Genomic DNA, 24,500 nt, shown 5'->3' on the forward strand with positions numbered 1-24,500 from the left:
GCTACGCGCTTCCCGTCGGCGAAGCCCCGTCGGACGTGACCATTGCGGCGCTCACCGGTCGACGGCCGGTGGCTCGTCGCCGGTGTGCTCCGGATCATCCGGTACGGCCACCGCGAGTGGCCCGACCAGGTCGCTGACGGCCCGACCTCCGGGACGTACTGGGACGGCATTCCCGTTGGCGCACCGCCTGCGGGAATGCCGTCGCCTCCGGTCGGGGCAGACCGGGTGGTGACCCGGAACGCGAGCACCGGTGAGCGGTGCCGGCGACGGGCGAATTTCCGTCCCCCGGCACACCCGGCTCGGGACGCGGTCCGAAGCCGCGCCTCGGAAGACGGTTCGTCGGCGAGGCCGAGGTGCGGGACGCCGGGCCTCAGACCCTGCGGCGGCTCGCGTGTTCGGCGCGCGCCGGTGCGCCCACCTCGTGCAGGTACTGCAGGGCTTGGCGGTACGACGTGACAAGACTGGTTTGTTCGTACGCGATGCCGATCTCGGCGCAGTGTGCCTGCACGATCGGCTGGGCCTTGCGCAGGTTCGGGGCCGGCATGCCGGGGAACAGGTGGTGCTCGATCTGGTAGTTCAGGCCGCCCAGCGCCGCGTCGGTCAGCCAGCCGCCTCGGACGTTACGAGAAGTCAGCACCTGCTTGCGCAGGTAGTCCTCGTCGCCGGTGGGGTGCGGCATGCCCTTGTGGTTGGGTGCGAACGTCATGCCGAGATAGACCCCGAACAGTGCCTGGTGGACCAGCAGGAAGGCGATCGCCTGTATCGGTGACAGGACGATCAGCAGCGCCGTCAGGTAGCCGACCGCGTGCAGGACCAGCAGGGTGGTTTCCAGGCCACGGCGCTTCACGACGCCGTTGCGCAGGGCCTTGATGCTCGACACCTTCAGGTCGATGGCGAGCAGGGTAAGCAGCGGGAAGAACAGCGCGGCCTGGTGCCGGGTGATGAAGCCTTTCAGCCCACGCCGGCCGAAGGCCGACTCCGTAGCCCAGATGAGCACCTCGGGCGCCACATCCGGGTCGAGGTCGTCGTGGTTCGGGTTGTTGTGGTGACGGGTGTGCTTGTCCATCCACCAGCCGTAGCTCATCCCGACGCCGAGGTTCCCGGCGATCCGTCCGGCGATCCCACTGGGACGTTTGGTGCGGAACACCTGGCGGTGTGCCAGGTCGTGCGCCACCAGCGCGACCTGGGTGAAGGTGACGGCGAGGTACACAGCCGTCACGAGCTGCCACCAGGACGAGCCGATGAGGAAGAAGGCGGTCCAGCCGCCGAGGAACATGAGCGAGACCACGCTGAGCCGTGCCACGTAGTACGCGGGCCGACGCTGCATCAACCCCGCGCCGGTGATCCGGCGGGAGAGGATGGCGAAGTCGCTGCCGCTCGTTGTCCGCGGCGGCGTCATGGTGATCGTCATACTCCTATCAAACCAACCGACGCCTCGGAAGTCAGTAGCGCTAGCGTCCGGGCCCTGACGGAGGCTAGCACTACCAATCGGGTGCTCTGGCCCGGCACGTTCTACCTGATGATCGCAGCCGTGCCGACCTGGGCGGGTGGCCTTGTGCCGCTCCAGCCGCCGGCCGGGATCGATGGTCAGCCACCGGGCCGGGCTGGGCGGATCGTCGGCTGCGTGGCGGCGAGTACGGGATTCTGTGTCACACCGACGTGGCGGCGCGCTCGCGGTGGAGAGAGCCCCGGCCGGCCTTCCGGCACCTCATGCTGTGGCCGGTGCGTCGTTGGCCGACCGGGGCGAGCGGGGTCCTCGGTACACGTCCTTATACGGCGGTGGCGGATTCGGCGGGACGGTTGTAGGTGAGGAAGGCGGGGCCGTCCGGACCGGCGGGATCGGCGCTGTCCGGACCGGCGATGAAACCGTCGAGGGTGGTGGCGTTGTAGTACACCAGCTTGCGCAGCAGGAGGCCCTCTTTTCCGGATGTCAGGCGGTGTCCGGGGCGGCCCACTCGACGAACTGGACGATCACTCCGTTGGGGTCGGTGACCTGGAACAGGCGCTCACCCCAGGGCTCCTGGCGCAGCGGCATGGTGATCTCGACACCGGCGTCGCGCAGCCGCTTCTCCTGTTCTTCCAGGCCGCTGGCGAGGGTGAAGGCCAGGATCACGCCGCTGGCGTGCTGGTCGCGCTGCTCGGGCGGCAACACCTCGATGCCGAGGGTGAGCAGGACGATATCGAACGCATCGGGGCGGGTCATCGACGCAAACCCGTCGGCGGCCTGCTGGAGGGTGTAGCCCAGGTGGGTGGTGAAGAACTCCTGGGAGGCGGTGACGTCGTCGACGGTCAGCGAAACGGTGGAGGCGGTGAACTGCACGAGTCTCCTTGGTGGGGTCAGTACCGGCGACAGGTGGCGCGTCGGTCCGTCGCAAACTTGCGACGGACGTAATTATGGCCACAAGGAGCTAGGGGTGTCAACATAAACTTGCCATGAGGATAAGATTACGTCCATGGCCATCCCCACACCCGTCGCGACCACGGGGCTACGCGAGACCAAGAAGCAGGAGACTCGCCAGATGATCTCCGACCACGCGACCCGGCTGTTCATCGCCCAGGGCTTCGAGCAGACCACCATTGCCGAGATCGGCGCGGCCGCCCGCGTGGCCAAGAAGACCGTCACCAACTACTTCCCCCGCAAGGAAGACCTGGCCCTGGACCACCAGGAGCAGTTCGCCGCCTCCCTGGCCGCCGCCGTCGCCGCCCGGCGTCCAGGAGAGTCGGCGCTGGCCGCACTGCGCCGCGCGTTCGCCGACGCCGTGGCCGCCCAGGACCCGGTCGCCGGGTTCTCCGGCCAGCAATTCGCCCGCATGATCGCCGACAGTCCGACCCTGACGGTCTGCCTACGCGGTCTGCACGACCAGCGCGAACACCACCTGGTCCGAGCCCTGGCCGAGGCGACCGGCGCCCACCCCGACGACATCACCGTCCAGACCGCCGCCGGCCTGCTGGGCGCCGTCCACCGCGTGCTGTTTCACCGCATCCAAACCCTCACCCTCGCCGGACACCCCAACGACCAGATCGCCCACACCATCGCCGCCGAGGCCGCCGAAGCCTTCGACCTGTTGGAACCCGCCCTGTCCGGCTACGGCACCGCCTGACAGGCACATCCGCGCCCCGCCCGGCTCGGGACTGCCTGCCGCCCGCTGGTTGCTTTGGGGCTGGAACACGATCTGCGGCTGAGCGCGCTCCCGGTCACGGCAGGTCGTCCGCTCCGTTCATCGGCGATCGATCGCGCCGCTGTCCGGTGAGTCGCAGTAGATGTGGAGCCGTGGGACCGGTACCCCGTGCGACCTGCGAGGGTGTGCCCTCGTTGATGATGCGCCCACCGGCCGGGCCGGCGCCGGGGCCGAGGTCGATGATCCAGTCTGCGCTGGCGGCCGCATGCGCGTCGTGCTCGGCCATGACAACCGTGTGCCCTCGGTCCAGCAGGTGGTCGAGCACGCCGATCAGCCGCTGGGCATCGGCGGGGTGCAGGCCGGTGACCGGCTCGTCGAGGACGACCAGGCCCGGCTCGCGCCCGCCTCGGCCGCGGACGATCGCCTTGGCCAGCTTCAGCCGCTGGGCTTCCCCGCCGGAGAGAGCGGTGCCGCTCTCGCCCAGCGTGAGGTAGCCGAGGCCGACGTCCACCATGGCCCGGAGAAGCGCGGGAAGCTGCCGTGGTTCGTCGAACAGGGCGGTGGCCGCGGCCACCGTGGTGGCCAGCACCTCGTCGATGGCCAGGCCGCGGTACCGGACGGCGAGGACGTCCGGGCCGTAGCGGCGGCCGTCGCACTGCGGGCAGGTCAGGTAGGTGTCGCCGAGGAACTGCATGTCGAGCTTGACCCGCCCGAGTCCCTGACAGGCTTCACAACGTCCGCCCGGGGAGTTGAAGGAGAACACGGAGGCGCTGCCGAGTCCTCGACTGCGGGCCGTGTCGGTGCCGGCGAAGAGCGGGCGGATCAGGTCGAACGCCTTGGTGTACGTCGCCGGGTTCGACCGCGGCGTACGGCCGATCGGCCGCTGGTCGGCCACGGCGATCCAACGGAGACGGTCAAGACCGGCCGCGCTGCTCGCTGCCGTCAACTGCTTCCCGGCCAGTCCGGCGCTGACGGAGTCGGCGATGACCCGGTGCAGAAGGCTGCTCTTGCCGCTGCCGCTGATCCCGGTCAGGCAGGTGAGCCTGCGCAGCGGTACCCGAACCTCACGGGCCGAGACGTTGTGCGCGGCGGCGTCACGCAGCACCAGCCATCCGTCGTCACCGCGGGCTGGACGTTGCGGGCGGTGCAGCCGGTAGTCCGGCTCCCGCAGGTACCGGCCGGTCACCGACTGCCGGTGGCGCGCGACCTCGGCGGGCGGGCCGCTGACCACCACCTGCCCGCCGTCGCGGCCCCCACCCGGTCCGAGGTCCACGATCCAGTCGGCGCGGGCGATCAGGTCGGGATCGTGTTCCACCAGCAGGACCGTGTTGCCGGCGTCGCGCAACTCCCTGAGGATGTGGAAGAGGTGATCCTTGTCGACCGGGTGCAGCCCCGCGCCGGGCTCGTCGAAGACGTACGTCAGACCGGTCAAGGCGGTGCTGATCTGCGCCGACAGCCGGGCTCGTTGCAGCTCGCCGCCGGAGAGCGTCGGTGCGCCGCGGCACAACTCCAGGTGCCCCAGCCCGAGCCGGTGCAGCAGTTCCAGGCGGTCGGCCAGCTCGGGGACCAGGACCTGACCGACGGTGCGCTGCGCATCGTTGAGTTTGGCGGCGACCGCCCGGAGCCACTCCCGGACATCGAGCACCCGCTCGTCCGTCACGTCCCGGAAGGTCTTGCCGCCCAGTGTCACGGTCCGCGCGATCTCACCGAGTCCGGTGCCGTCGCATGTCTGGCACTCCCGCCGGTCCAGGAATGGCAGATAGACTCGCTTGGCCTCCGGGCCGGCCGCCGCGTACGCCCGTTCGATCTCCGCGACCGCCCCGTCGAGCGCCTGCCTGGTGCGGTACGTCAGCTCGGTGCCCTTCCTCCGGTTGCTGCCGGTGTACACGACGTCGATCTCCTCGCCGCCGGTGCCGTACAGGACCGCCTGCCGGAACTCCTGCGGATGCTCCCGCCACGGCCGCTCCAGGTCGGTGCCGTGCTGCTTGGCGAGCGAGGACAGGGCGAGTTCCTCGTTCGACAGCCGATGGCCGAACCAGGGTGAACCACCGTCGAGGAGCGGAAGGTCGGGCCGGGGCACAATGAGATCCGGGCCCGCCCGGACGATCTCGCGGGCACCGATGCACCCGGGGCAGATCCCCTCCCGGCTGTACGGGTCGAACTGCGCCGGGTGCAGCGGCCCGGTCCACTCGTTGCCGGAGGCCAGTGGTCCGAGTCGGGCGAAGACCAACCCGAGGTAGGCCTCCAGCCCGGTCAGCGTGCCGAGCGTGGAGTTCGGGTTGCTGTTGGCGTTGCGCTGGTCGACCGCGAGCGTCGCGGTGAGCCCACGGATGCGGTCGGCCTGGGGACGGTCGCGTGGTGTGAGAAACTTCCGCACGTACGGGTCGAACCCCTCCACGTACCGCAGCCGCGCCTCGGCGTGCAGCGTGTCGAGTACCAGCGAACTCTTTCCACTGCCGCTGACGCCGGTCACCGCGACGATGGCCCGATGCGGCACCCTCACGTCGATTCCGCGCAGGTTGTGGGTACGAACGCCGACCGCCTCGATCGCATTGTGGGCGTTCATTGCGGCGGCTCCTCTGCCGTGGTGAGGATCGAGCCGAACTCGTCGAGCCAGCGCAGCTCCGCCTCCAGCAGGATCACCTGGCGGTGGAACAGCGCCGCGTCCAGCGCCCCGATCCGGCCCTGCGCGAGGTGCTCGTCGCGTTCCGCGTCCAGATCGGCGATCGTGGCGGCCAGTACCTCACGCCGACGATCGAGAAAGCCGGCCAGCTCGCTCGGGTCACCAACCCGGCCGAACAACAGGGCGACCGGCAGCGGGTCGGGCCCGAACCGCAGCTCGCAGACGGCCCTCTCGCGCAGAGTCCGAAGCTCCTGCCGGCCGGCGTCGGTGATCTCGTACACCGTGCGCACCGGCCGCCGACCGACCTGTTCCACGGCCACGGCCCGCACCAGTCGTTCGTCGTCCATCACCCGGAGTTCGCGGTAGAGAGCGCCGATGCCGATACCGCCCCACTGCGCCACCTCGGTGTCGCGGGCAATGAGCTTGATCTGATGCCCGTGCAGCGCTCCTTGGCTGGCGAGTAGACCCAGCACCATGAGTCTGGATAGATTCACGAAACTAGTATCACGAATCTATTCGCTCCGCACCAGGCCTCAGGCGGGGGCACTCGGCCGGCGACGACCTGCACTCCACGGCTCTGGACCTGCGGTGGTCACACGGCGCCGAGCAGCGATTCGAGCGGCCGGGGCAGGTTGTTCCGGTCCACTGCCGCCTCCACGAGCAGCCTCGCGTAGCGCAGCTTGCGGCGCGAGCCGCTGCCGAGGAACCGCCACATCTGCGCTTCCGGCTCCCGGCCGCGCCATGCCGGCTGGCTCTGCAACGAGCGGAACGACCCGAGATCGCCCTGCGAGTCGAAGAGTGCTTCGACCTGCGCCGTGCCCACGGCGCGGATCAACTCGTCCTCCAGATCGTCGACGCAGACGTAGAACCCGAGGTGCTCCATCTCCACGCGCGTGCGGGGTGAACCGATCTGGGCGGCGACCAACCCACGGCGGAATATCTCCGCCTCCCGCAGGTCGCAAAGACCGGCAAGCCGTACCCGGGTACCCAACGGGCCCAGCCTCGTCAGGAACCGGCCGATCGCCTGCGCCCCACCGATCGGCAGGATCACGACTCGCTCCGCCTCGAGATCCCGGCCACGGCCCCTCGCGGCCGTCTCCAGCGCGATCTGGTCGCTGACACCCTCGACGAGCACCACGGCAACCGCGCCGTCGACCTTCGCCAGGGCCTGGGCCGTCGCCCGGACCGGGGCGGCCGGGCCACTCGCGTACCCATCGAGCGCCCGGCGCGCCCGTTCGCGGCGATCGGTGACATCCATGGTCGGCTCCCGGTTCAGTTGTGATGGCAGAAGCTCCTGCGCATCCGGCCGAACCCGCGGGCTGTCCTGGTACGGCCCGTTCTCACGCGGGTGGTCGTCAGATGGCGTGCCGTCCGGGTGAACATGTCGGCTCGCGGCCATGGCCGCATCATCGGCAATGTGCATGCGGCCGACAAGCGATTAACGGCGCCTGCGCAGCTGGCAGCCACGACGCGAACAGGCTCGGCGTCACCCAAGCCCATGCGGCATCCACGGGACCACCGTCACCGCGACGCCCATCATGGGCAGTCCCGTCCGTCGTTCGACCAACTCGATCGCGCGGCGCTCAGACCAGCCCCATTGCGGCTGTGCGGGGACAGACGACGGACGAGGCACCGAGCCGAGGTCCGGCTCAGCGCACGTCGGAGTCGATCTCCTGCATCGTGCCGTCCGGTCCCATCCGGAACCGCCGGGGCGGTCCCATCCTCTGGCGCGCCCGCTGGTAGTCGGCCTCGCGCTCGACCTGCTCCCGCCCGGTCGGGTCGGTCACCCGGAAGCCGTGCAGGGAAACCATTTCCGCATCGATGTCGCCCGGGCCGGGCCGGCCTTCGATCACGAAGCCGAACAGCGCACGTAGCGCCTCCTCACCCAGCTCCAGCGGATGGAACGGCAACGGATAGGGACCCTGGGCGGGCCATCCGGGAATCGGCACGACCGGATGCTCTCCAGCCCAGAACGGCAGTTCGAAGTCGTACGGCTCGCCGATGTCCTCCTCGATGCCGCCGTCCGGTGACAGGCTCAGCGAGCGGACCAGTTTTCCCTCCTCCCAGACGGCCAGGCCCAGCCAGTCCGACACGGAATGCATCCCGTGCGTGATGATCCGCCGACCGGCGCCGGCCGCACGCAGGTGTTCGGGGAGTTCGGACGGACGATCGAGCGCGAACCTGCGATCGCAGAGCAGTTCGGCCCCGGCCAGCACGGTGGCGTAGGTGATGTCGTCCGGCGGGTACGGCCAGTCGAGCAGCGTGCCGTCGCCGACACGCGTCACCTCGTACCCCGGGTGGGCCCGCCGCACGAGTTCCTCGGACTCGGCCGGATCGCAGGCCGACGCGCCATCCAAGGCGGGGACCAGGTCCCCGTCAGTGAACGCAAGCAACGCGGTCTTCGCACCCATGCCCGCTCCCCCCACTTGTTCGCTGCGCGATGGCTGCGGACTGTGAAAGCGACCACCGCAACCGACCGTCTGACGCCTACAGCCCCAGGTACGACGTGTCGGTGGCCAGGGACCGCAGTCGCTCGACCGGCTCGGGCACGAGGCGGCGCAGCTCCCGGTCCAGCAGGCCACCGACGCTGGTTACCTGAGCGATCGGTGTGTTGTCGATGCCCGTGTAGTCCTGCTCTACCTGGAAGGTCTTGCCCTCGCCCCAAACAAAGCGGCAGGTGACGTCAACCTCGTCGCCGGCCCGCAACTCCTTCAGGTAACGGATCCTGGTCTCCAGCACCACCGGGCCTACGCCAGCCGCGAGCAGCACTTCCAGTGACAGCCCGGCAGCAAGGAAGCACTGCCAGCGGGCGTGCTCGGCGTACTGCAGGTAGACGGCCTGGTTCACGTGCCCCTGGAGGTCCAACTCGTAGCCACGCACCGCGATGCGCACCTGAAACACGTCAGCCATCGCCCGATCCTGCCATGGCCGGCGACCGGTGACCGGCCCCGGCCGGAGCGGAACAACCGGACTGGTCCACCGGACGAGCTGAACACCGCCCGGCTTCAGCCGCGATGCCACTCGCCGGTTCGTCCTCTGCTTAGATCGTTCTGACGATCGAGGAAGGGAGCGGTACGCCGTGACGCCAGAGCTTCAGGAGCAGGAAGAACGCCTCCAGTTCGACCGCTTTGACCATGACGACGCCTGGGACCTGGGGAGTCGCCTGGTCGGCCTGGCCAGAGAACGTGGTCACGCTGTCACCGTCGACATCCGCCTCGGCGACCACCAGATCTTCCACTACGCGCTGGCCGGTACCTCTGCTGACAACGACGAGTGGATCGAACGCAAGATCCGCGTCGTCCGCCGATTCGGGCACAGCTCCTACCTCGTGGGCCAGGGCTACCGCGACCGCGGCACCACCTTCGAGGAACAAGCCCACCTCGAAGCGGCCCTGTACGCCGCGCACGGCGGCTGCTTCCCGATCATCCTCCGGGGCACCGGCCCGATCGGCACGGTCACCGTCTCGGGTCTGCCCCAGCTCGACGACCACCGCCTCGTCGTCGAGGCCCTCGGACTCTTCCTGAGGTCCAAGGATTCCGAGGTATAAGGTCGCCTGCCCTGCGTGATGCGCCCGGGCCCAGTACGTCTGGGGGCCGGCCGCCGGCACGCGGCGCCGTCCCGCCTAGCCCTGGCGCAGCAAGCACCCTTCAAGTCGGGGCAGGCTCCGGGGGATCCCGCTCCTGGTGAACGGGCCGCGAAACGGCCTAACTCCCCCAACCGTCGAGCCGCAACCGCCGGGATCACGGCAGAACCCGGTGCTGAGCGGGACGTTGACGCAGCGCGGGTCGCCTGAGGCCAACGCCGGCCCGACGGCGCGGGAGCTGAAGCCCTGGCTGCGCGGGCGCTTGCCGTCGACCCGTGGGCCGACGTACCGGCCGCCGCCTCCGAACGACTGCTTTCCTGTGAGGAAAGCCACGACGACTTTCCTTGTAGGAAAGCAGTCCAATGATCAAAGATAGGTCCCATGAACCCCCGAGATGCCCAGCTTTCGCTCGACGACATCCAACGCCTGCAGGACAAGACTCGAGAGCAGATCGTCCGCCAGAGCGTCATCCCCCCGTACGTCCCGCTCGCAGCACTGGGACTCTTTGCCGGCCTGGCGTCCGTCGATCTCCAGAACCCTTGGCGTACCGCCGCCCTCCTGTCCGGGTTCGGGCTCTTCCTCGGAGTGGGGATCGTGCACGAACAACGGGCCCTCGTGCAGCGAAAGCCGACTGGCCCGGAGTGGCTGTTCTGGGTGGGAGTGTCGGCCGGGCTCATGCTGCTGTTCGGCGTCTTCCGGATCGCCGCCTGGGCGTGGATGGCTCTGCCGCCGGAAGGACTGCTGTCGCAGGGCACGCTCGCCGCTGCCGCCACGGCTGCGACCTACGTCGCGATAACGCCCCTGATCCGCCGGACCTTCAAGAAGATCGTGCTGCGCGAGAGCCGACGCGCCTGATGGACCCCCGTTTCGACGAGTTCCTGCACGTCCCGGCACGGTTGTCGATCGTCGCCCTGCTGGCGCCGGCCGCCTGGGTGGATTTCAGTTTCCTGAGGGACACGATCGGGACCAGCGATTCGGCGCTGTCCAAGCATGTCTCGGCATTGGCCGAGGCCGGATATGTCAACGTTCGCAAAGATCAGCAACGCCGGGCACGGCGTACCTCCGTCCAGCTCACCGCGCACGGACGGCACGCGTTTCAGCGCCACGCGGCCGCACTGCAGCAGATCGTCGCCGCCGCCCAGGCGTCAGCGGCGCTGACCACGCCGGACAGCCACGCCAGTGAGCCGGCCGACAGTTCCGAGATGGTCGCATCAGTCGATCTGTCGGACGACACGATCTCCAAGATCTCCTAGGCCACCGGTCCGACGCTGGCCGGGACGGAAACGTCAAGCATCAGGTGGGACCAGACCGGAACGGACCTCGGCAGCGGTGGTTGCGCAGCCAGGCACGTACACCCGTGCTCCTTGTGGACAAGAAAGTGCCCTCTTTCGGCTTCTCTGGCGGTCGGCCCAGGATGAGCAACGGCAACGGCCATCGGTAGAGGGGAGCGACATGGGCGTCGTGGTAATCAGTGGCGGCACGAACGGGATGGGACGGGCACTCGCGCTCGGGCGAGCCGAACGCGGCGACCATGTCCTGGTGCTCGGTCGCAACCGTGAACGCGGCGAGGCGCTGGCCGGCGGCTCGATCGCCTTCCTTCCCGTCGACCTGTCCAGCGTGGCCGAGACGCGGCAGGTCGTCGAGCACATCCTCGCCGAGTACCAGGTCGTCGACGCACTGACGCTGTTCGCCAACGCGGTGGCCCCACGCCGCACCGTGACCGTCGACGGCCTGGAACGCACGTTCGCGCTCTACTACCTCAGTCGCTATCTGTTGAGCTTCGGCCTGCGTCCGGCCCTCGACCGGGCCACCGGACCGGTGATCGTGAACATCGCCGGTGTCGGGGTCACCAGAGGCGGGGTGCGCTGGGCCGACCCGCAGCTGGCGTCGGGCTATTCGGTAGTCGCCGCACAGCTGCAGGCCGGTCGAGCCAACGATCTGCTCGGTGTGGGCTTCGCCCAGCGGTCCGGTAGCCGAGCCCGATATGTGCTCTACCATCCCGGCTTCACCAGGAGCGGCGATCGTAGCTCGCTTCCGCTGGTGGTCCGTGGGCTGCTAGCGGCGGCGTCGGTGGTGGCCCGACCCGTTGCCGACGCGGTAGCGCCGATTCACCAGTTCCTGGACGCGCCGCCGGCCGCGCCGCTGACCGCCGTCGACCGGAACAAGCGACTTCCGCCCAGCTTTGTGACCCTCGACCCGCATGACGCCGCGCGGTTGATGGACCTCACCGAAAAGCTGCTGGCCTGAACCGTCCCTACCATCCGTGGACGGCGTCCGACGGGAGGCGGACCTGCGTCGGGGTCCGGTCGGCCGGAGCACTCCTAAACCTGGGCAGGGTCGTCAGGCGGGAACAGTCACGGTACCGGGTCGGACAGGCTGGCCTGACGGTGCCTACGGAGTCGTTGCAACAGCCTGGCGACGATCACGGGCAGCAGGTGCAGCACGACAAGAAGCACGACCGTCAACAGGGCGATCTGGCTGACGGAAAGCCCTTGCGGTGCCAGCACCAGGCACGCGCTCAAGCAGGTGAGCAGCACGTGCGTCACCACACGCCGCAGAATTCCTCCGGTCGGCATGTCCGAGCCGGCCGTGTCGAGCTTGGCGGCACCCCGCCCCAGCGTCGTGACCGCCGCCCCGATCGCGATCAGGATGGCGAACTGCAGCGCCCAGAGGGCAGCTGTCCCGAGGCTGGCATCGTCGGTCACCGACGGCGCCGCGATGGTCGTGGCGGCGAACACGATGAAGGCCGGCGGCCAGGTGAAGACAAAGGCGGTTGTCGCTGCCAGCACGGTCCTTCTCGGCAGACTGACCTCCGGCTGAACCTGCTGTGCGATGCGGCCGATCACTTCGTCGGAGGCCCACACCAGCTTGCGGGCCGAGCGCGTGTCGGGCGTCGGGTGCGACATGCGGGCAAGCCTAGGGCGGTCAACCGCCGATGGCGAGAACGGATAAACGTGAGTCATCGTGACATCTACGATGGCCGCTTGGCATCGACGATGGCCGCCCCGTGCTCGCCCGACCGGGCACTGACGCGTCACCTGATCGCCGGCCCCGATCCGCGCACATGACCCCACGACCCGTTCCCGCCGGCCGTAGTCTCACCGACATGACGAACCCACAGACGCATATCCTCGCCGCACCCGGCGTCGACCTGGTCTACGACGTCCGCGGCCCGCTCCCCCCGTCCGGCGGGCGCCCCGCGTTGCTCATGATCGGCCAGCCGATGACGGCGGACGGCTTCGAAGCGCTCGCCGCATACTTCACCGACCGCACGGTCGTCACCTACGACCCACGAGGCCTGGGCCGCAGCGTCCGCACGGACGGCCGGTCCGACCACACACCGCAGCAGCAGGCGGACGATCTGCACCTGCTGATCGAGGCGCTCGGCGCCGGTCCGGTCGACGTGTTCGCCAGCAGCGGTGGCGCGGTGACCGCGCTCGAACTGGTCGCGAGCCATCCTGGCGACGTCGTCACGCTGGTAGCGCACGAGCCGCCGATCAACGCGGTGCTCCCCGACGCGAAGGCCGCCGAGCGCGCCCGGGCCGCCTTCCACGAGGCGTACCAGACGAGGGGCACCGGCGCCGGCATGGCCGCGTTCATCGCGATGACATCCTGGCAGGGCGAGTTCACCGACGCCTACTTCGACCAGCCTCAGCCCGACCCAGCGGCGTTTGGCATGTCGACCGACGACGACGGCAGCCGAGACGATCCGCTGCTGTCGCAGAACTCGTGGGCGGTCAGCGACTACCGCCCCGACGCGAGCACGCTCGGCGCGGCACAGACCCGGGTCGTGATCGCGGTCGGCGAGGAGTCGGCGGAAACGTACACCGCGCGTACGGCCGTAGCCACCGCGGCGTTGCTCGGCCAGGAGGCCGTGGTGTTCCCGAGCCACCACGGCGGCTTTCTCGATGGCCGGTTCGGCTACGCGGGCAAGCCGGAGGAGTTCGCGACGAGGCTGCGCGGCGTGCTGGACGCCGGCTGACCGTCGCGGGCCTGCCGGCCGGCGAAGCCGCTGTCCAGAATCGGCTCACCGGAGTTTTCGGTGCCGTGGATGTCGGCCGGCTGGACGCGGTGACCGCGAAGGTTTGCCCGGTTGGTCTGGCTACGGGCTGGGATGCTCCGCTGCGATGCGCTGTCGTAGGGTCGTGGTGGTGAAGAGGTACAGCAGGGAACACCAGCGCCTGATGGCCACGTGGGCCGCAGGTTGCGCCGAGCGGGTACTTCCGCTCTTCGAGCGGGCACACCCGGAGGATGGGCGGCCCCGACGGGCCATCGAGGTTTGCCGTAGTTGGGTTGACACGGGCGTCTTCAGGATGGCGGAGATTCGTGGAGCCTCCCTTGACGCTCACGCGGCGGCGCGGACGGCGAAGGGGAATGACGACGCGGCCTGCTTCGCCGCCCGTGCCGCAGGACAGGCGGTAGCGACGGCGCACGTGCCGCAACACGCCTTCGGCGGTTCCTACTACGCACTCAAAGCTGTGGCGGCAGCAGATCGTGAGCAGCCTGAGACTGCCGCGACGACGGAGCGCGAGTGGCAGGCACAGCAGCTCTCCGACGACCTCAAGCAGGAATTCCTTGCACGGGTGATTATCGAAACACGTCGAACTGGCATCTTCATCACCGTCAGGAAGGACGAGGATTTCTAGTGCCATGACCCATGGGCTGGCCGACTGTAGTGGGGCTGGGCCAGAAGGGGTGGCCACGATCGACCGTCAGGCGTGGAGCACCGAGAAGTATCCCCAGACGGCCCCAATGATCAGGCCGAGAACAGCGACGCTCCCCCACCGACGTCTGGGTGCCCTGACCGCAGAGAGCAGCACAACGCCGTAGAGCCCCAGGGTGACGACAGACCAGAGCGCGGCAACGGGGACCCGGCCGGAGCCGCAGCCGGCGGGCGCCGGAAGCGTCATCGCACAGATCTCGTGGCGCGGCACGGCCAACCACCAGTACGCGGCCCAGGCCCCCACCGTCAACACGGCACCGCCGACGACCAACACCCAGCAGCTCGCCCTGCCGCCCACCCGAAGCACAGACAGAACGATAGACGAGCATCGCAGGAGTGGGCCGTCACTCCGTAGGAGCGAGTGGCCACCGCCGGGCTGGTCGACCCAGCGGTGGCCGAACGGGTGCGGGAGCGCCTGTCCAGGCAGGCGCGCAGCGCCCGGCAGTGGCAGGTTCAGGCCTCTAGTAGGTGAAGGACCAGAGGAAGTAGAAACCAGGGGCGCTGGGTCCGTACTGGCGGTACTCGCAGTAGTACCAGCTCCACAAGCCGGCCTGTACACCCTCGCTGCCATAGCTGTTGCAGAACTGGCCGTCGGAGTAAACGTTACGCAACGTGCCGCCCACCGGGTCCGCAGCGGCCGGAGCGGCGCCGATCCCGAGCAGCCCGCCAAGTGCGAGCGTCACCGCTGCTACCAGGGTCGCCCATCTGTGTCCACGCATGAAGCCTCCTCTTGTTACCGTCCACAGCGCACAGACTCCCCGTCGAGCCGGGACCCGGGACATCGAAGAACGTGAAAGTAAGGCTCACACGGGTGTGCCCGTTCCGGCTCCAGACAACCGGCGGTACTCCGGCGCTGATCCGCCAGCACGATCTCCGTCGAACGGACATCCACCCTGACGGGACGGGGTCGGCTCCGGGCAGGAGTCCCGGCGCCCGCTCGGCGACGTGACAGTCGCACCGCGTGTGCGTACCCGGTGGTCGCGTGAGGCACCATGACACGGTGGCTACCAGCGATTCCCGGCGGATCCTTCTGATCGACGACCTGCGTTCGTTCGTCGACGGCCGAAGTGCCGAGGTGGCCCGTACGAGCGGAGATGGAGTGGCGTTGTTGGGGCGCCAACGTACACAGCGGGTGGACGAGTTGTGGCTTGACCATGATCTTGGTGAGGACGACACGATCTGGCCGGTCGTGGAGATGCTGGAACTGGCGGCCTTCGAAGGGCATCCGTTCGATGTCGGCGTAGTCTACGTGCACTCGGCCAACCCAACCGGTGCCGCAAGGATGGCGCAGGCTCTTGGGCGCTGGGGATATCGCGTACGTGTCGTATCCGGATCGAGCGAAGTTGGCTATCTGGGTGGGCCTCCTGTCGCGCAGTGATCGGCCGGGTACCCCTCTGCCGTCATGTTCGGGTCACGGATGGATCCCGGCGTGTGAGTTCACCGGGTGAAAGGGCTCTGCGGCCCGGTCAGGGCGACGTCGGCCCGCGCGGACGCGGGTCGACGAACCCGCGACGCGCTTACCTGACGATCGAGTGGCCGATCACTCTTCACAGCTGCCGGACGCGCAGTACGCCGGTCAGCATCGGAAGGGTGAACTGGTCCCTTGTGGTCTCCGGGCTGCTCGCGAGAAAGGCGCGGATTCGACCGAGTCCGGCCTCCCGTTCCTGTTCTGGCATGACCAGCATCCCCGCGCGTGTCGCGATCGTCGCGACGAGGGAGTCGGCGGTGCGACGCTGCCCGTGCGGGAACTCGGCCTGCTCCGGCGAGCCGAACTGGGCGACCAGGCCAACGTCCGGAAGGTGCAAGCCTGCCGTCGCGGCGCGCCAGTTGCTGAGCGTGTCACGCGGGCCGATGGCCGCGGCCCCGCTGACCCGCTCCAGTCCGGCAACCCAGTCGACCCGGTCGTCCATGACGTTCCACAGTCCGGCCAGGATGCCGCCGGGCGCGAGGACCCTGGCTATCTCGGGCCCCGCAACGGCCATGTCGAACCAGTGCAGGGCGTTCCCGGCCAGCACCGCATCGACGGACGCGTCCGGCAGTGGTATCGCCTCGGCTCCACCCGGCAGGGCACGGACAGCCGGCAGGGCACGGCGCAGCTCGGTCAGCATCGCCGGGTCGGGTTCGACCGCGGTGACGTCGACGCCCAGCGCGACCAGTGTGCCAGTTAGTTTGCCGGTTCCGGCGCCGAGGTCCAGCACTCGCGGGCCGGGCGCGGGCTCCAGCGCCCAGTGCACCGCTGCCGGCGCGTAGTCCGGGCGGTGCTCGGCGTACGCAACCGCCGCTGAGCCGAACGACGAGGCGTGACGCAGCCGCGCGTCCTGTTCCATGTGGTTACCCCTATCTGTGCCGCAGGTACCTCTACCGCTGCAATGAGATCACGGTTCTCGTCACAACCTGACGGCGTCGACCAGATGATGGCGGCCGTCGCCGGCCGCGTACGAACAGCAGCTACAGCTCGGGGCTGAGCGAGCCGTACAGCAAGTCGGCCGCCTCCTCCACCGGTAGGTCCCGCCCGTACGCCCGGCTTACCGACACGCGCCTTGACCGCCCCCTGTGTGAGGCGAGATACCGGGGGATTGTCGTGGGCTCCGGCGCGGCGACCCCGGGGGCGCTCGCGGACGCCCCGTCCAAGGTCCTGCCCATCGGCGCAACCCGCCCTCGAACCGATGTTCGTACCCGCGACGTATCAGGCGGTATGTCCAGGTCCTCGCGCGCGTCTGCCCCGAGCGCGCCTTCTGCGCCCGCTTGACAACCTCCATGACTAGAGTTTAACTCTAGACTCAGTCACTAGAAGTGAACTCTAAAGAATGGGTCTAAGTCATGGCGCTCATCAGCATCACCCGTTTTCAGGCCGATCCCGCCGACGCAGCGCAGGTTCGAGCCCAGCACGCTGCTCTGGTCACCGCGATCAGGGCCGCGCTGCCCGGCCTCACCGAGGCACGCCTCGGTCGGCTCGACGACGGGACGTGGGTCGGCATCTGGCGCTGGGATTCTGCTGCCAGCCTCCGGTCGGCCCGCCAGGCCGTGCCCGGCACCGCCGCGGCCACCGAGGCGTTCGCGCTGGTGCGCGACGTCACCGCCGAGGACATCGAGGTCCTGGCCGAGCTCTGACCACGCCTGCCCCGGCCCCGGGAGTCCGGGGCCGGGTTCGCCTCATCGAGGAGATGACATGATCGAGATTGACGCGCTGACCAAGGTGTACGGCTCGGCGCAGGTCCCGGCACGCGATCGGCGGTTCCTGGTTCCTGCAGTACGCCGCCCTGGTGATGGTGGCCGACCTCATCGCTCGTCCCGGGCCGCCAGGTCGTCGCCGTTGTCTCGGCCCTGCCCACCGCGCTGGCCGTGCCGGCCACCGGCACAACAGGCATCATCCTCCAGGGCGGCAGCATGCCCTTCGACGCGCAGGTGGTCGTGCCACTGGCCGCCATCGTGGTCGGCACCTGCGGACTGGCTCAGGTCCTGTGCGGACTGACTCTGGTGTTCAAACGCATCGAGATCGTCACGCAGCTGTCCGTGGCACTCTCGGCCGCCACTGGAAACGTGGAGATCACAATGGCATCGGACACCGTGACCCTGCGACCGGTCGGAGCGCAGCTGACCGGCTCGACCGACCGCGAGCCCGGTCAGCCGTTCAGGGTCGCGAGCAGGGCGCTGGCCATGCCCTGCTCGCCTCGGGCGTTCGGGTGGAAGGGAGCGGCCGAGTTCTGTGGTACGAGCCCTTCGACCCACCGGGTGCCGCTGCTCTTGCAGGCGTCCCGGCCGATCGACGGGGTGTAGACGTCAGCGTAGGTGGCGCCGTTCGCGGTCGCGGTGCCGGCCAGCATCGCGTTGAGCGACTTGGCGATGCCGCGCAGGTAGGGCACGTCCTGGTAGGCGATCGGGACCACGGGCCAGCAGCCGTATCCGGTGTCCGGCAGGATCGCCGGGTACCCGAGCACTACGACCCGCGCGCCCGGCGCGGCCTGGCGGACCGCCTGCAGCACGGTGGTCACCTTCGGTGCGGCAGCGGCGATCCGGGCCTGCAACTGGTCGGTGCCTCCGGCGGTGTACCGGTTTTTGCACGGCGATCCGAGCGGACTGCTGAGGCTCGCCTCCGCGCAGGCGCTGATGATGCCGGAGAAGCCGATGTCGTTGCCGCCGATCTGCACCGTCACCAGCGCCGTGTTTGGCGTGACCGCGCTGAGCTGCGGTGGCACCGTGATGCCCAACTGACCGCTGCCACCGTAAAGGATGTCGTCCGTGGTAGCGCCGGAGCAGCTCACGTCGGCGAACGAGGACGAGCCGGCGGACGCCGCGACCAGTGACGGGTAGTTTCGGCTCGACCGTAGGCAGTTCAGGTCGACCTGGGTGGGAATCAGCGGACCCGCGGTGTACGAATCGCCCAGCGCAACGTAGCGGCCGGCGGGTACCGCGGCATTTGCGGGTGTGGCGACGGCGAGCAGCACGCCGGCGGTGGCCACGGCGAGTGCGGCCAGCCGGGTGGCCGCTCGCAGGAGCCGCAGGCGGGGACGGGTCATGACGCCTCCCAGAGGGATCACGTTGCAGGTGGTGCCGAGATCCTGTCGCCACCGACGCCGGACGTCAATATGGATGGCTCTCACTAAATGTCGTTCCGAGGTGTGGAGTTGGAGGGTGCACGGCCGGTCTTGACCAACCCGGTACCGTCCCCCACCACCTGAGGACGGAACGCCGATCCGCAGTTATGCGTCGTACACGGCGTTTGCGGTGTCGCCGCCACAGGCGCACCAGTTGTCGACCCCGAAGCAGTCAAACGGTGGTCACCGGCCGAGGCCGGCCAACCGTCGTCCAGTCGGTAGGTGCGGGTGGAACGAGTTCACCGGCTTCGTGGCGGCCGAGCCGTCGAAGGATCTCAGGCAGGTCCGAGGCAGGAAAACAGACCTGCAGCAGCCGCATCGCGAAGCTCGATGGTTCGGCCTCGTCGAACATCGCCAGGTCCATCGGTCTGACCTTGACGTCCCAGGCATGCGGAGCAGCCCAGTGCGTCATCCGCACGTAGAACGCGTCACGCGGTCCGGCCTGTGCGATGGCGGTGAGGAACCGGAGGCCGTCCTGGATGGGAAAGTCAATGAAGGCCCACCCCTTGCGGGACTGTACGTACTCGACCATGTGCGGCAACAGGTTCACCCAGTCCGCGTTGCTCTCACCGGCATCCTGGCAGCTGGTGAGAGTCTTGAACCCGGTGCGCCAGAGTGCCTCGACCAGCGGCGCCAGCATCTCGTCGATTTCGGCGCACCGGTCACCAACCCGGACGACACGAACCGGGTGAACATTGGTCGGGTCTGTCATTCGGAGCAGGTTACCTGACCGTCTACTGCCTGGAGGGTCGCGGCGGCGTCCGTTGTTCGGCCAGGAGCGGACGCCGAACCCAACTGCTGACTGTGACGGTGCAGAGTGCGTCTGCTGGAGATGCTGGTTGGACGATGTGGACGTTGGCGTCACCACCAGAGCCACTGGGCGTTGTGGCGATGCTGCCGGATGGTGGGGATGGTGTCCACGACCCCGTCGCCGCGATACTCCTTGGAGGCATTTCGGCACGCGACTCGTGCTGCTTGACGTTCCCTGCCGGCCCAGACGTGATCGATGAACCAGCGGGGCGGGCCACCTCCGCCGACGAGGAAGCGCAGGCCGGTTCGCGGATGATGCGGACCGTCTTTGTCCGTACGAGACATGGTTGACCCCTTCCGGGGCCGCGAATGCGGCCACTAAAGGGGGTGGAACGCGGCGCTCATTGCTGCACGGGGGTCGATCACGACTCGCAGGATAGACCAGGCGTCCACATCTCGGCACCTCCCGACGTCGACCAGGGCGGACGGCCGGTCACCGGGCGCGACGGCTCCCCGCCGAGCACCCTCACCCGGACGGCGACAGAAGAAGCCAAGCCGAATGAGGCAATCGCAATTCGGGCTTTCCAGCTTTCTGACGAACGGCCTCGCCCCACCAAGGTGCTTATCTACGTAATCACCTTGCCTGGCTAGACGGGCGCGCACTGTTAGCGGCAGGGATACTCGCGGCGGTTGTCGAGCGCGGCGATTACGTCTCGCCACTCGATCCTGGTGACGCGATTCCGGAAATACCCGGGTGGTGCCTCGGCCAGGCCGTCATGGACGTCGTTCCTACCGACGCGTCGGGCTCGCCTAGACTGCGCCAAGTGATCGTGCGCAGGGCCGGCATGGCGGACGTGGCGGTGCTCGCTGAGCTACGCGGCATCGACGGAGACAAGCTCAGGGCGTACGCGGGTTGGGTGGCCGCCCACGCGGAGACGCACCTGCCGTTCGTCGCCGAGATCGACGGGCACGTGGTCGGCGCCGCCTGGCTTCTCGTCACGGAACGGCTGCCCAGCAACGAGTCGCTGCGGCAGCCGGTTCCGGGCGGCCAGCCGGCCCGCAGCAACGTCAGCCGTCCCGGCGAGGCAGGCGTCGACCTTTCAACCTCTGTAGTCGGCCGGAGCGCCGGCCGGCTGGTGGTACGGGCATGTACCACAACCGGCGGGCGAGCGGGATACCGTCCGGTCATGACGCCACGACCGAGCGGTGACCCCGGCATCGGCGAGCGCATCCGGGCACGCCGCCTGCTTCGTAGCTGGAGCATCCGGTACGCCGCCAGCCGCGCCGGCATCTCGCACGCCACCTGGAGCCGGATCGAGCGGGGCAGGCAGGCTGCCGACAACCGCTTCACGCTGGCCGACATCGCGGCGGCGCTGGACTGCGCGCCGGCGGAGCTGACCGGTGTACCGGTACCGGCGGCTGATCGGGACGTGGTGGCCGCGCACGCCGAGGTACACGCCATCCGGCAGGCTCTGGTCGACACCGACCTGTCCGAACCGGGCGCCCGGCCCTCGACCTCGGTCACCGAGCTGGCTCGTACGGTCGCACTGGTCGACACGTTGCGGCAGGCGTGCGATTACGCCGGTGCCGCCCGCCTCATGCCGAACCTGCTGCGTGACCTGCACGCGGAGACCGCCGGCCCGGACCGCGCAGTCGCGTTGCGGTTGCTCTGCGACGTCACGTTCATCGCCTCGTCGGTACTGCGCAATCTCGGCCGCCCGGCCGACGCGTGGCTGGGCGCCGAGCGCTGCCGGGACGCAGCCGAGGCCACCGACGACGTGACGCTTCGGGGATACGCCGCCTACGCGCGTGCCTCCGCGGCCGCCGCCTGCGGCTCCTACCAGCGGGGACTCGCTCTGGCCGAACGGGCAGTGGACGAGTTGCGCGGGCACACCGGCCAGGCAGGCGTCGGCGAGGTGCGCGGCTCGTTACTGCTGATCTGCGCGCTGGCCAGCCGCGGCCGGGGACGCCTGGACGACAGCCGGGCCTGGTCGGCCGAGGCAGCCGAGCTGGCCGGCCGCACCGGCGAGACCTCCACGATGGGGCTGTACTTCGGTCCGACCAACGTCGCCATCTGGCAGATCGGTATCGAGGCGGACGGCGGCGATCCGGGCCAGGCCGCACAGATCGCCCGGGCCACGAACCCGGCGGCCATCCCGGTCGGCTTCCGGCAGGTGTTCTACTACGCCGACACCGCGCGGGCCCTGACCCGACTGCGTGGCCGGGACCGTGAGGCGATCCGCTTCCTGCTCACCGCTGAACGGGTGGCGCCCCAGCACGTACACACCTCGGCCCTGGCCCACGAGACCACCCGGGCCCTGCTGGACCGCTCGAACCGCCGCGCCGGCGGCACGGAACTCCGTGGCTTGGCCGAGCGCCTACAGATCACGGCCTGACCGCGACCGCCCCCGCTAGCCGAGCTGGGCGGCGGGTCTCCGGCCCGCCGAACCGGGAAGGGCACCGGCTCGCGCCGGTGGTTCGTTCGGCTCGGCGCATTCTCGGTATGCTGCCGTCGTCGATCTATGCTGCGGGCCCGGCTTCTACGGCGAAGGATCATCCGTGAGCTTCCCTCAGTTACGGGCTCGTACCCGCAACTTCACCCTTGGTCTTCCTCAGCGGTTCCAGATCCGTGGGGACGGTCGTCAGGTGCTGTTCACCCGCACGCGTGCCGGCGACGATCCTGTCGCATGCCTGTGGGCGTACGACGTGGCGGCACGACGCGAGCGGCTGCTGTTGGACCCACGCGAGCTGGCTCTCGACGACAGTGACCTGCCCGCGGCTGAGCGCCGTCGCCGCGAGCGTGCCCGCCAGCTCGGTGGCGGAATCACCGAATACAGTTGCGGGGCCGACCAGTCGATTGTCGCGGTCGCGCTCGGCGGTGGGCTGGTGGTGCTCGACACGGCCACCGGCGTTACCCGGACTCTGGTGTCGGCCAGTGGCGTGGTCGATCCTCGGCCGGATCCGACCGCCCGACTCATCGGCTATGTCAGCGGCGGCGGTCTGCACGTCGTCGACGTCGAAGGTGCTGACGTGCGAACGCTGGCCGTGCCGGAGGCAACGCAGGTCGGTTACGGACTCGCCGAGCACGTTGCCGCCGAGTCGATGCACCGTCGGCGGGGCTGGTGGTGGGCCCCCGACGGTCAGCGCCTGGTCGCGGCGAGGGTGGATGAGAGTCGCGTACAGGAGTGGCACGTCGCCGACCTCGCCGATCCCACCGCCGCTCCGCTGACCATGCGATACCCGGCCGCAGGTACCGCCAACGCCGATGTCAGTCTGATCGTTCTCGGCATCGACGGGAGTCGGGTCGACGTCGACTGGGACCGGAGTGAGTTCGAGTACCTCGCCGCCGTGAGCTGGGACCGCAACGGTCTGACCATCGCCGTACAGAATCGGGCCCAGACCTGTGTACGGGTGCTGCGCGTCGATCCGGACACCGGCGCCAGCCGGGTCGAACACGAACAGACGGATCCAGCCTGGGTATCTCTGGTGCCCGGCGTACCAGCCCGTACCACCGACGGCGCTCTGGTCTGGACCGCCGACATCGAGGACACCCGGCACCTACTCGTCGACGGCGAGCCGGTCACGCCGTCCGGCCTGCAAGTGCACGAGGTTCTCGACGTCGACGGGAACACCGTGCTGTTCGCCGGCTCGACCGACCCGACCGAGCGGCAGGTGTGGACCTGGTCAGCTGGCGCCGGGCTGTCCCAGTTGACGACTGCCGGTGTACACAGCGGGCACCGGGCCGGCGGTACGACCGTCCTCGTAAGCCGCAGCCTGGACAGCCCGGACGCGCAGATCAGTGTGCGACCCGCCGACGGATCTCCGGCCCGGCTCACCAGCGACGCGCGAACGCCGCCGCTGACCCCTCGGGTCGACCTGTTCGAGGCCGGTTCGCTCCGGCTGCGTACCGCTGTGCTCCTGCCCACCGGCTACCGGCCTGACGACGGCCCACTTCCCGTGCTGATGGACCCGTACGGTGGGCCGGCAGCCCAGCGGGTGCTCGCCGCGCAGTCGATGTTCCTGACTCCGCAGTGGTTCGCCGACCAGGGCTTCGCCGTGGTGATCGTCGACGGACGCGGCACCCCGGGCCGCGGGCCGCGCTGGGAACGTCTGGTGCACGGAAACCGCGGCACCGCTCCGCTGGACGATCAGGTCGACGGCCTGCGCGAGGCGGCACGACGGCACCCCGAGCTGGACCTGACCCGCGTCGGAATCCGCGGCTGGTCCTACGGCGGCTACCTTGCGGCACTCGCCGTCCTGCGCCGCCCCGATGTCTTCCACGCCGCGATCGCTGGTGCCGCGGTCGTAGACCAACGCCTCTACGACACCCACTGGCAGGAGCGCTTCCTCGGCCACCCCGATGACAACCCGGAGGCGTACGACCGGAACTCACTGATGCGTTACGCCCCCGAACTGCGGCGCCCGCTGCTGCTGATCCACGGACTGTTGGACGACAACGTCCATCCGGCACACATGCTGCGGCTCTCCGCGAAGTTACTGGCCGCCGGCCGGCCACACAACGTGCTGCCACTACCGTCCGGCACCCACATGGTCGGCGAGGACGTCGCCGCCCACCTTCTGGAAGCACAGGTTCAATTCCTCCGTACGGCGCTGGGCGGTGACGCGACCGCGCGGATACCCGGCGAGTGAGGACAGCGGTACACGGCACACTCGCTTTCTGGCATGCTCGTTGCCATGTCCCGCCGTGACAGACGATCGTCACGAAACGCTGCCATCTGGAGGGTGGTGCGGATCGCCAGTGCCGTGGTCCTCACCGCCGTGATGGCGTCGACGGTGACCGGCCGCAGAGGACCGGTGTTCGGGGTCCTCGCCCTCCTGGTCTACGGGTCGGTGCTGAGCCTTGGTGCGCTGTCCCCCTCCCGGCTACGCCGGTGGTCGGCTGACCACGTCGTCCTGGATTCCCTGATCGTCGTACCCCTCGCGTTCCTTGCACTCCTGCTGATCCCCGCGCTGGCGTGGTGGGGTGCCGCCCTGATCGCCCTGGTAGTGGGAATGGTCTTCGTGCCGTTCGCGGTGCGCCGACGTACCGGGCCGCCGCGGACCGCAGGGACCCCGCCGAGTACCCGTGTCGGGTAGCAGGCCCGTC

Annotated in this window: 26 protein-coding genes; 12 read left to right on the top strand and 14 right to left on the bottom strand. The window is 69.2% G+C overall.

Annotated elements, in window-relative coordinates:
- Nucleotides 1-370: 370 nt before the first annotated feature.
- The 3 genes from H4W31_RS31320 to H4W31_RS31330 all read right to left on the bottom strand — a co-directional run bounded on the left by H4W31_RS31320 (nt 371) and on the right by H4W31_RS31330 (nt 2,320).
- Nucleotides 371-1,411, bottom strand: coding sequence for a fatty acid desaturase family protein (locus tag H4W31_RS31320; RefSeq protein ID WP_192769918.1), 1,041 nt, complete (start codon nt 1,409-1,411; stop codon nt 371-373).
- Nucleotides 1,412-1,769: 358 nt separating this feature from the next.
- A complete protein-coding gene (locus H4W31_RS43265; protein WP_225945766.1) occupies nt 1,770-1,955 on the bottom strand; it encodes a hypothetical protein in 186 nt (61 codons plus the stop codon).
- Complete coding sequence (locus H4W31_RS31330; protein ID WP_192769919.1) at nt 1,931-2,320, bottom strand: VOC family protein; 390 nt, start codon at nt 2,318-2,320, stop codon at nt 1,931-1,933. The genes H4W31_RS43265 and H4W31_RS31330 overlap by 25 nt, the downstream gene beginning before the upstream one ends.
- Before the next feature lie 133 nt (nt 2,321-2,453).
- Between H4W31_RS31330 and H4W31_RS31335 the strand changes: the two genes are divergently transcribed.
- Nucleotides 2,454-3,101, top strand: a complete 648-nt coding sequence (locus tag H4W31_RS31335; protein WP_192769920.1) for a TetR/AcrR family transcriptional regulator — start codon at nt 2,454-2,456, stop codon at nt 3,099-3,101.
- 94 nt (nt 3,102-3,195) lie between these two features.
- Here the strand turns inward: H4W31_RS31335 and H4W31_RS31340 are convergent, their stop codons facing one another.
- From H4W31_RS31340 to H4W31_RS31360, 5 genes are all read right to left on the bottom strand, one after another.
- The gene (locus H4W31_RS31340; protein WP_192769921.1) at nt 3,196-5,685 is read right to left on the bottom strand and encodes an excinuclease ABC subunit UvrA; all 2,490 of its coding nucleotides are present in this window, start codon (nt 5,683-5,685) and stop codon (nt 3,196-3,198) included.
- Nucleotides 5,682-6,236 carry a PadR family transcriptional regulator gene (locus H4W31_RS31345; protein ID WP_192769922.1) on the bottom strand — a complete coding sequence of 185 codons (555 nt, stop codon included), beginning with the start codon at nt 6,234-6,236 and terminating at the stop codon, nt 5,682-5,684. Before H4W31_RS31345 ends, H4W31_RS31340 begins: the two co-directional genes overlap by 4 nt.
- A 98-nt stretch (nt 6,237-6,334) precedes the next feature.
- Nucleotides 6,335-7,000: a TOPRIM nucleotidyl transferase/hydrolase domain-containing protein gene (locus H4W31_RS31350; protein ID WP_225945767.1), complete on the bottom strand. Its 666-nt coding sequence runs from the start codon at nt 6,998-7,000 to the stop codon at nt 6,335-6,337.
- Nucleotides 7,001-7,391: 391 nt separating this feature from the next.
- Nucleotides 7,392-8,153 carry a DUF6928 family protein gene (locus H4W31_RS31355; RefSeq protein ID WP_192769923.1) on the bottom strand — a complete coding sequence of 254 codons (762 nt, stop codon included), beginning with the start codon at nt 8,151-8,153 and terminating at the stop codon, nt 7,392-7,394.
- A 76-nt stretch (nt 8,154-8,229) separates the two neighbouring features.
- Complete coding sequence (locus H4W31_RS31360; RefSeq protein WP_192769924.1) at nt 8,230-8,652, bottom strand: acyl-CoA thioesterase; 423 nt, start codon at nt 8,650-8,652, stop codon at nt 8,230-8,232.
- A 169-nt stretch (nt 8,653-8,821) separates the two neighbouring features.
- Here H4W31_RS31360 and H4W31_RS31365 point away from each other — a divergent pair, with 169 nt between their 5' ends.
- The 4 genes from H4W31_RS31365 (at nt 8,822) to H4W31_RS31380 (ending at nt 11,572) form a co-directional block, all read left to right on the top strand.
- Entirely contained in the window at nt 8,822-9,289 is a 468-nt protein-coding gene (locus H4W31_RS31365; RefSeq protein ID WP_192769925.1) for a heme-degrading domain-containing protein, read from the top strand.
- A gap of 417 nt (nt 9,290-9,706) precedes the next feature.
- Complete coding sequence (locus H4W31_RS31370; RefSeq protein WP_192769926.1) at nt 9,707-10,180, top strand: hypothetical protein; 474 nt, start codon at nt 9,707-9,709, stop codon at nt 10,178-10,180.
- Nucleotides 10,180-10,578 carry a transcriptional regulator gene (locus H4W31_RS31375; protein WP_192769927.1) on the top strand — a complete coding sequence of 133 codons (399 nt, stop codon included), beginning with the start codon at nt 10,180-10,182 and terminating at the stop codon, nt 10,576-10,578. The genes H4W31_RS31370 and H4W31_RS31375 overlap by 1 nt, the downstream gene beginning before the upstream one ends.
- 199 nt (nt 10,579-10,777) lie before the next feature.
- A complete protein-coding gene (locus tag H4W31_RS31380) occupies nt 10,778-11,572 on the top strand; it encodes an SDR family NAD(P)-dependent oxidoreductase (RefSeq protein ID WP_192769928.1) in 795 nt (264 codons plus the stop codon).
- A 107-nt stretch (nt 11,573-11,679) separates the two neighbouring features.
- Here the strand turns inward: H4W31_RS31380 and H4W31_RS31385 are convergent, their stop codons facing one another.
- Entirely contained in the window at nt 11,680-12,231 is a 552-nt protein-coding gene (locus H4W31_RS31385; protein WP_192769929.1) for a hypothetical protein, read from the bottom strand.
- A gap of 200 nt (nt 12,232-12,431) precedes the next feature.
- Here H4W31_RS31385 and H4W31_RS31390 point away from each other — a divergent pair, with 200 nt between their 5' ends.
- Both H4W31_RS31390 and H4W31_RS31395 read left to right on the top strand, forming a co-directional pair.
- Nucleotides 12,432-13,307, top strand: coding sequence for an alpha/beta fold hydrolase (locus H4W31_RS31390; protein WP_192769930.1), 876 nt, complete (start codon nt 12,432-12,434; stop codon nt 13,305-13,307).
- Nucleotides 13,308-13,476: 169 nt separating this feature from the next.
- Entirely contained in the window at nt 13,477-13,971 is a 495-nt protein-coding gene (locus H4W31_RS31395; RefSeq protein WP_192769931.1) for a putative immunity protein, read from the top strand.
- A 66-nt stretch (nt 13,972-14,037) separates the two neighbouring features.
- Here H4W31_RS31395 and H4W31_RS31400 read toward each other — a convergent pair whose 3' ends face one another.
- On the bottom strand, nt 14,038-14,355 hold the full coding sequence (locus H4W31_RS31400; protein ID WP_192769932.1) for a hypothetical protein: 318 nt from the start codon (nt 14,353-14,355) through the stop codon (nt 14,038-14,040).
- 154 nt (nt 14,356-14,509) lie between these two features.
- The gene (locus H4W31_RS31405) at nt 14,510-14,767 is read right to left on the bottom strand and encodes a hypothetical protein (protein WP_192769933.1); all 258 of its coding nucleotides are present in this window, start codon (nt 14,765-14,767) and stop codon (nt 14,510-14,512) included.
- A gap of 281 nt (nt 14,768-15,048) precedes the next feature.
- Between H4W31_RS31405 and H4W31_RS31410 the strand changes: the two genes are divergently transcribed.
- Nucleotides 15,049-15,426 carry a cyclic-phosphate processing receiver domain-containing protein gene (locus tag H4W31_RS31410; RefSeq protein ID WP_192769934.1) on the top strand — a complete coding sequence of 126 codons (378 nt, stop codon included), beginning with the start codon at nt 15,049-15,051 and terminating at the stop codon, nt 15,424-15,426.
- Nucleotides 15,427-15,595: 169 nt separating this feature from the next.
- On the opposite strand, the gene H4W31_RS31415 is transcribed toward H4W31_RS31410, so the two are convergent.
- On the bottom strand, nt 15,596-16,375 hold the full coding sequence (locus H4W31_RS31415; RefSeq protein WP_192769935.1) for a class I SAM-dependent methyltransferase: 780 nt from the start codon (nt 16,373-16,375) through the stop codon (nt 15,596-15,598).
- Nucleotides 16,376-16,868: 493 nt separating this feature from the next.
- Here H4W31_RS31415 and H4W31_RS31420 point away from each other — a divergent pair, with 493 nt between their 5' ends.
- Nucleotides 16,869-17,159 (top strand): antibiotic biosynthesis monooxygenase, encoded by a 291-nt coding sequence (locus H4W31_RS31420; RefSeq protein WP_192769936.1) that lies wholly within the window; start codon nt 16,869-16,871, stop codon nt 17,157-17,159.
- 512 nt (nt 17,160-17,671) lie between these two features.
- Here the strand turns inward: H4W31_RS31420 and H4W31_RS31425 are convergent.
- Together H4W31_RS31425 and H4W31_RS31430 are read right to left on the bottom strand one after the other, a co-directional pair.
- Nucleotides 17,672-18,565, bottom strand: a complete 894-nt coding sequence (locus H4W31_RS31425; RefSeq protein WP_192769937.1) for an SGNH/GDSL hydrolase family protein — start codon at nt 18,563-18,565, stop codon at nt 17,672-17,674.
- Nucleotides 18,566-18,815: 250 nt separating this feature from the next.
- Nucleotides 18,816-19,355, bottom strand: a complete 540-nt coding sequence (locus tag H4W31_RS31430) for a hypothetical protein (RefSeq protein WP_192769938.1) — start codon at nt 19,353-19,355, stop codon at nt 18,816-18,818.
- Between the two features lie 862 nt (nt 19,356-20,217).
- Between H4W31_RS31430 and H4W31_RS31435 the strand changes: the two genes are divergently transcribed.
- The 3 genes from H4W31_RS31435 to H4W31_RS31445 all read left to right on the top strand — a co-directional run bounded on the left by H4W31_RS31435 (nt 20,218) and on the right by H4W31_RS31445 (nt 24,490).
- Nucleotides 20,218-21,789, top strand: a complete 1,572-nt coding sequence (locus H4W31_RS31435; protein WP_318783510.1) for a helix-turn-helix domain-containing protein — start codon at nt 20,218-20,220, stop codon at nt 21,787-21,789.
- A 163-nt stretch (nt 21,790-21,952) separates the two neighbouring features.
- Nucleotides 21,953-24,043: a S9 family peptidase gene (locus H4W31_RS31440; protein ID WP_192769939.1), complete on the top strand. Its 2,091-nt coding sequence runs from the start codon at nt 21,953-21,955 to the stop codon at nt 24,041-24,043.
- A 93-nt stretch (nt 24,044-24,136) separates the two neighbouring features.
- Nucleotides 24,137-24,490, top strand: a complete 354-nt coding sequence (locus H4W31_RS31445; RefSeq protein ID WP_192769940.1) for a hypothetical protein — start codon at nt 24,137-24,139, stop codon at nt 24,488-24,490.
- Nucleotides 24,491-24,500 lie beyond the last annotated feature (10 nt).

This window comes from Plantactinospora soyae (genome assembly GCF_014874095.1).
Classification (GTDB): domain Bacteria; phylum Actinomycetota; class Actinomycetes; order Mycobacteriales; family Micromonosporaceae; genus Plantactinospora; species Plantactinospora soyae.

What these genes read in the sequence shown, in the direction of transcription:
- H4W31_RS31375 (WP_192769927.1), top strand. Translation starts at nt 10,180, where the DNA reads ATGGACCCCCGTTTCGACGAGTTCCTGCACGTCCCGGCACGGTTGTCG.
- H4W31_RS31320 (WP_192769918.1), bottom strand. Translation starts at nt 1,411, where the DNA reads ATGACGATCACCATGACGCCGCCGCGGACAACGAGCGGCAGCGACTTC.
- H4W31_RS31370 (WP_192769926.1), top strand. Translation starts at nt 9,707, where the DNA reads ATGAACCCCCGAGATGCCCAGCTTTCGCTCGACGACATCCAACGCCTG.
- H4W31_RS31390 (WP_192769930.1), top strand. Translation starts at nt 12,432, where the DNA reads ATGACGAACCCACAGACGCATATCCTCGCCGCACCCGGCGTCGACCTG.
- H4W31_RS31360 (WP_192769924.1), bottom strand. Translation starts at nt 8,652, where the DNA reads ATGGCTGACGTGTTTCAGGTGCGCATCGCGGTGCGTGGCTACGAGTTG.
- H4W31_RS31405 (WP_192769933.1), bottom strand. Translation starts at nt 14,767, where the DNA reads ATGCGTGGACACAGATGGGCGACCCTGGTAGCAGCGGTGACGCTCGCA.
- H4W31_RS31415 (WP_192769935.1), bottom strand. Translation starts at nt 16,375, where the DNA reads ATGGAACAGGACGCGCGGCTGCGTCACGCCTCGTCGTTCGGCTCAGCG.
- H4W31_RS31355 (WP_192769923.1), bottom strand. Translation starts at nt 8,153, where the DNA reads ATGGGTGCGAAGACCGCGTTGCTTGCGTTCACTGACGGGGACCTGGTC.
- H4W31_RS31420 (WP_192769936.1), top strand. Translation starts at nt 16,869, where the DNA reads ATGGCGCTCATCAGCATCACCCGTTTTCAGGCCGATCCCGCCGACGCA.
- H4W31_RS31430 (WP_192769938.1), bottom strand. Translation starts at nt 19,355, where the DNA reads ATGACAGACCCGACCAATGTTCACCCGGTTCGTGTCGTCCGGGTTGGT.
- H4W31_RS31350 (WP_225945767.1), bottom strand. Translation starts at nt 7,000, where the DNA reads ATGGATGTCACCGATCGCCGCGAACGGGCGCGCCGGGCGCTCGATGGG.
- H4W31_RS31340 (WP_192769921.1), bottom strand. Translation starts at nt 5,685, where the DNA reads ATGAACGCCCACAATGCGATCGAGGCGGTCGGCGTTCGTACCCACAAC.
- H4W31_RS31385 (WP_192769929.1), bottom strand. Translation starts at nt 12,231, where the DNA reads ATGTCGCACCCGACGCCCGACACGCGCTCGGCCCGCAAGCTGGTGTGG.
- H4W31_RS31425 (WP_192769937.1), bottom strand. Translation starts at nt 18,565, where the DNA reads ATGACCCGTCCCCGCCTGCGGCTCCTGCGAGCGGCCACCCGGCTGGCC.
- H4W31_RS31380 (WP_192769928.1), top strand. Translation starts at nt 10,778, where the DNA reads ATGGGCGTCGTGGTAATCAGTGGCGGCACGAACGGGATGGGACGGGCA.
- H4W31_RS31335 (WP_192769920.1), top strand. Translation starts at nt 2,454, where the DNA reads ATGGCCATCCCCACACCCGTCGCGACCACGGGGCTACGCGAGACCAAG.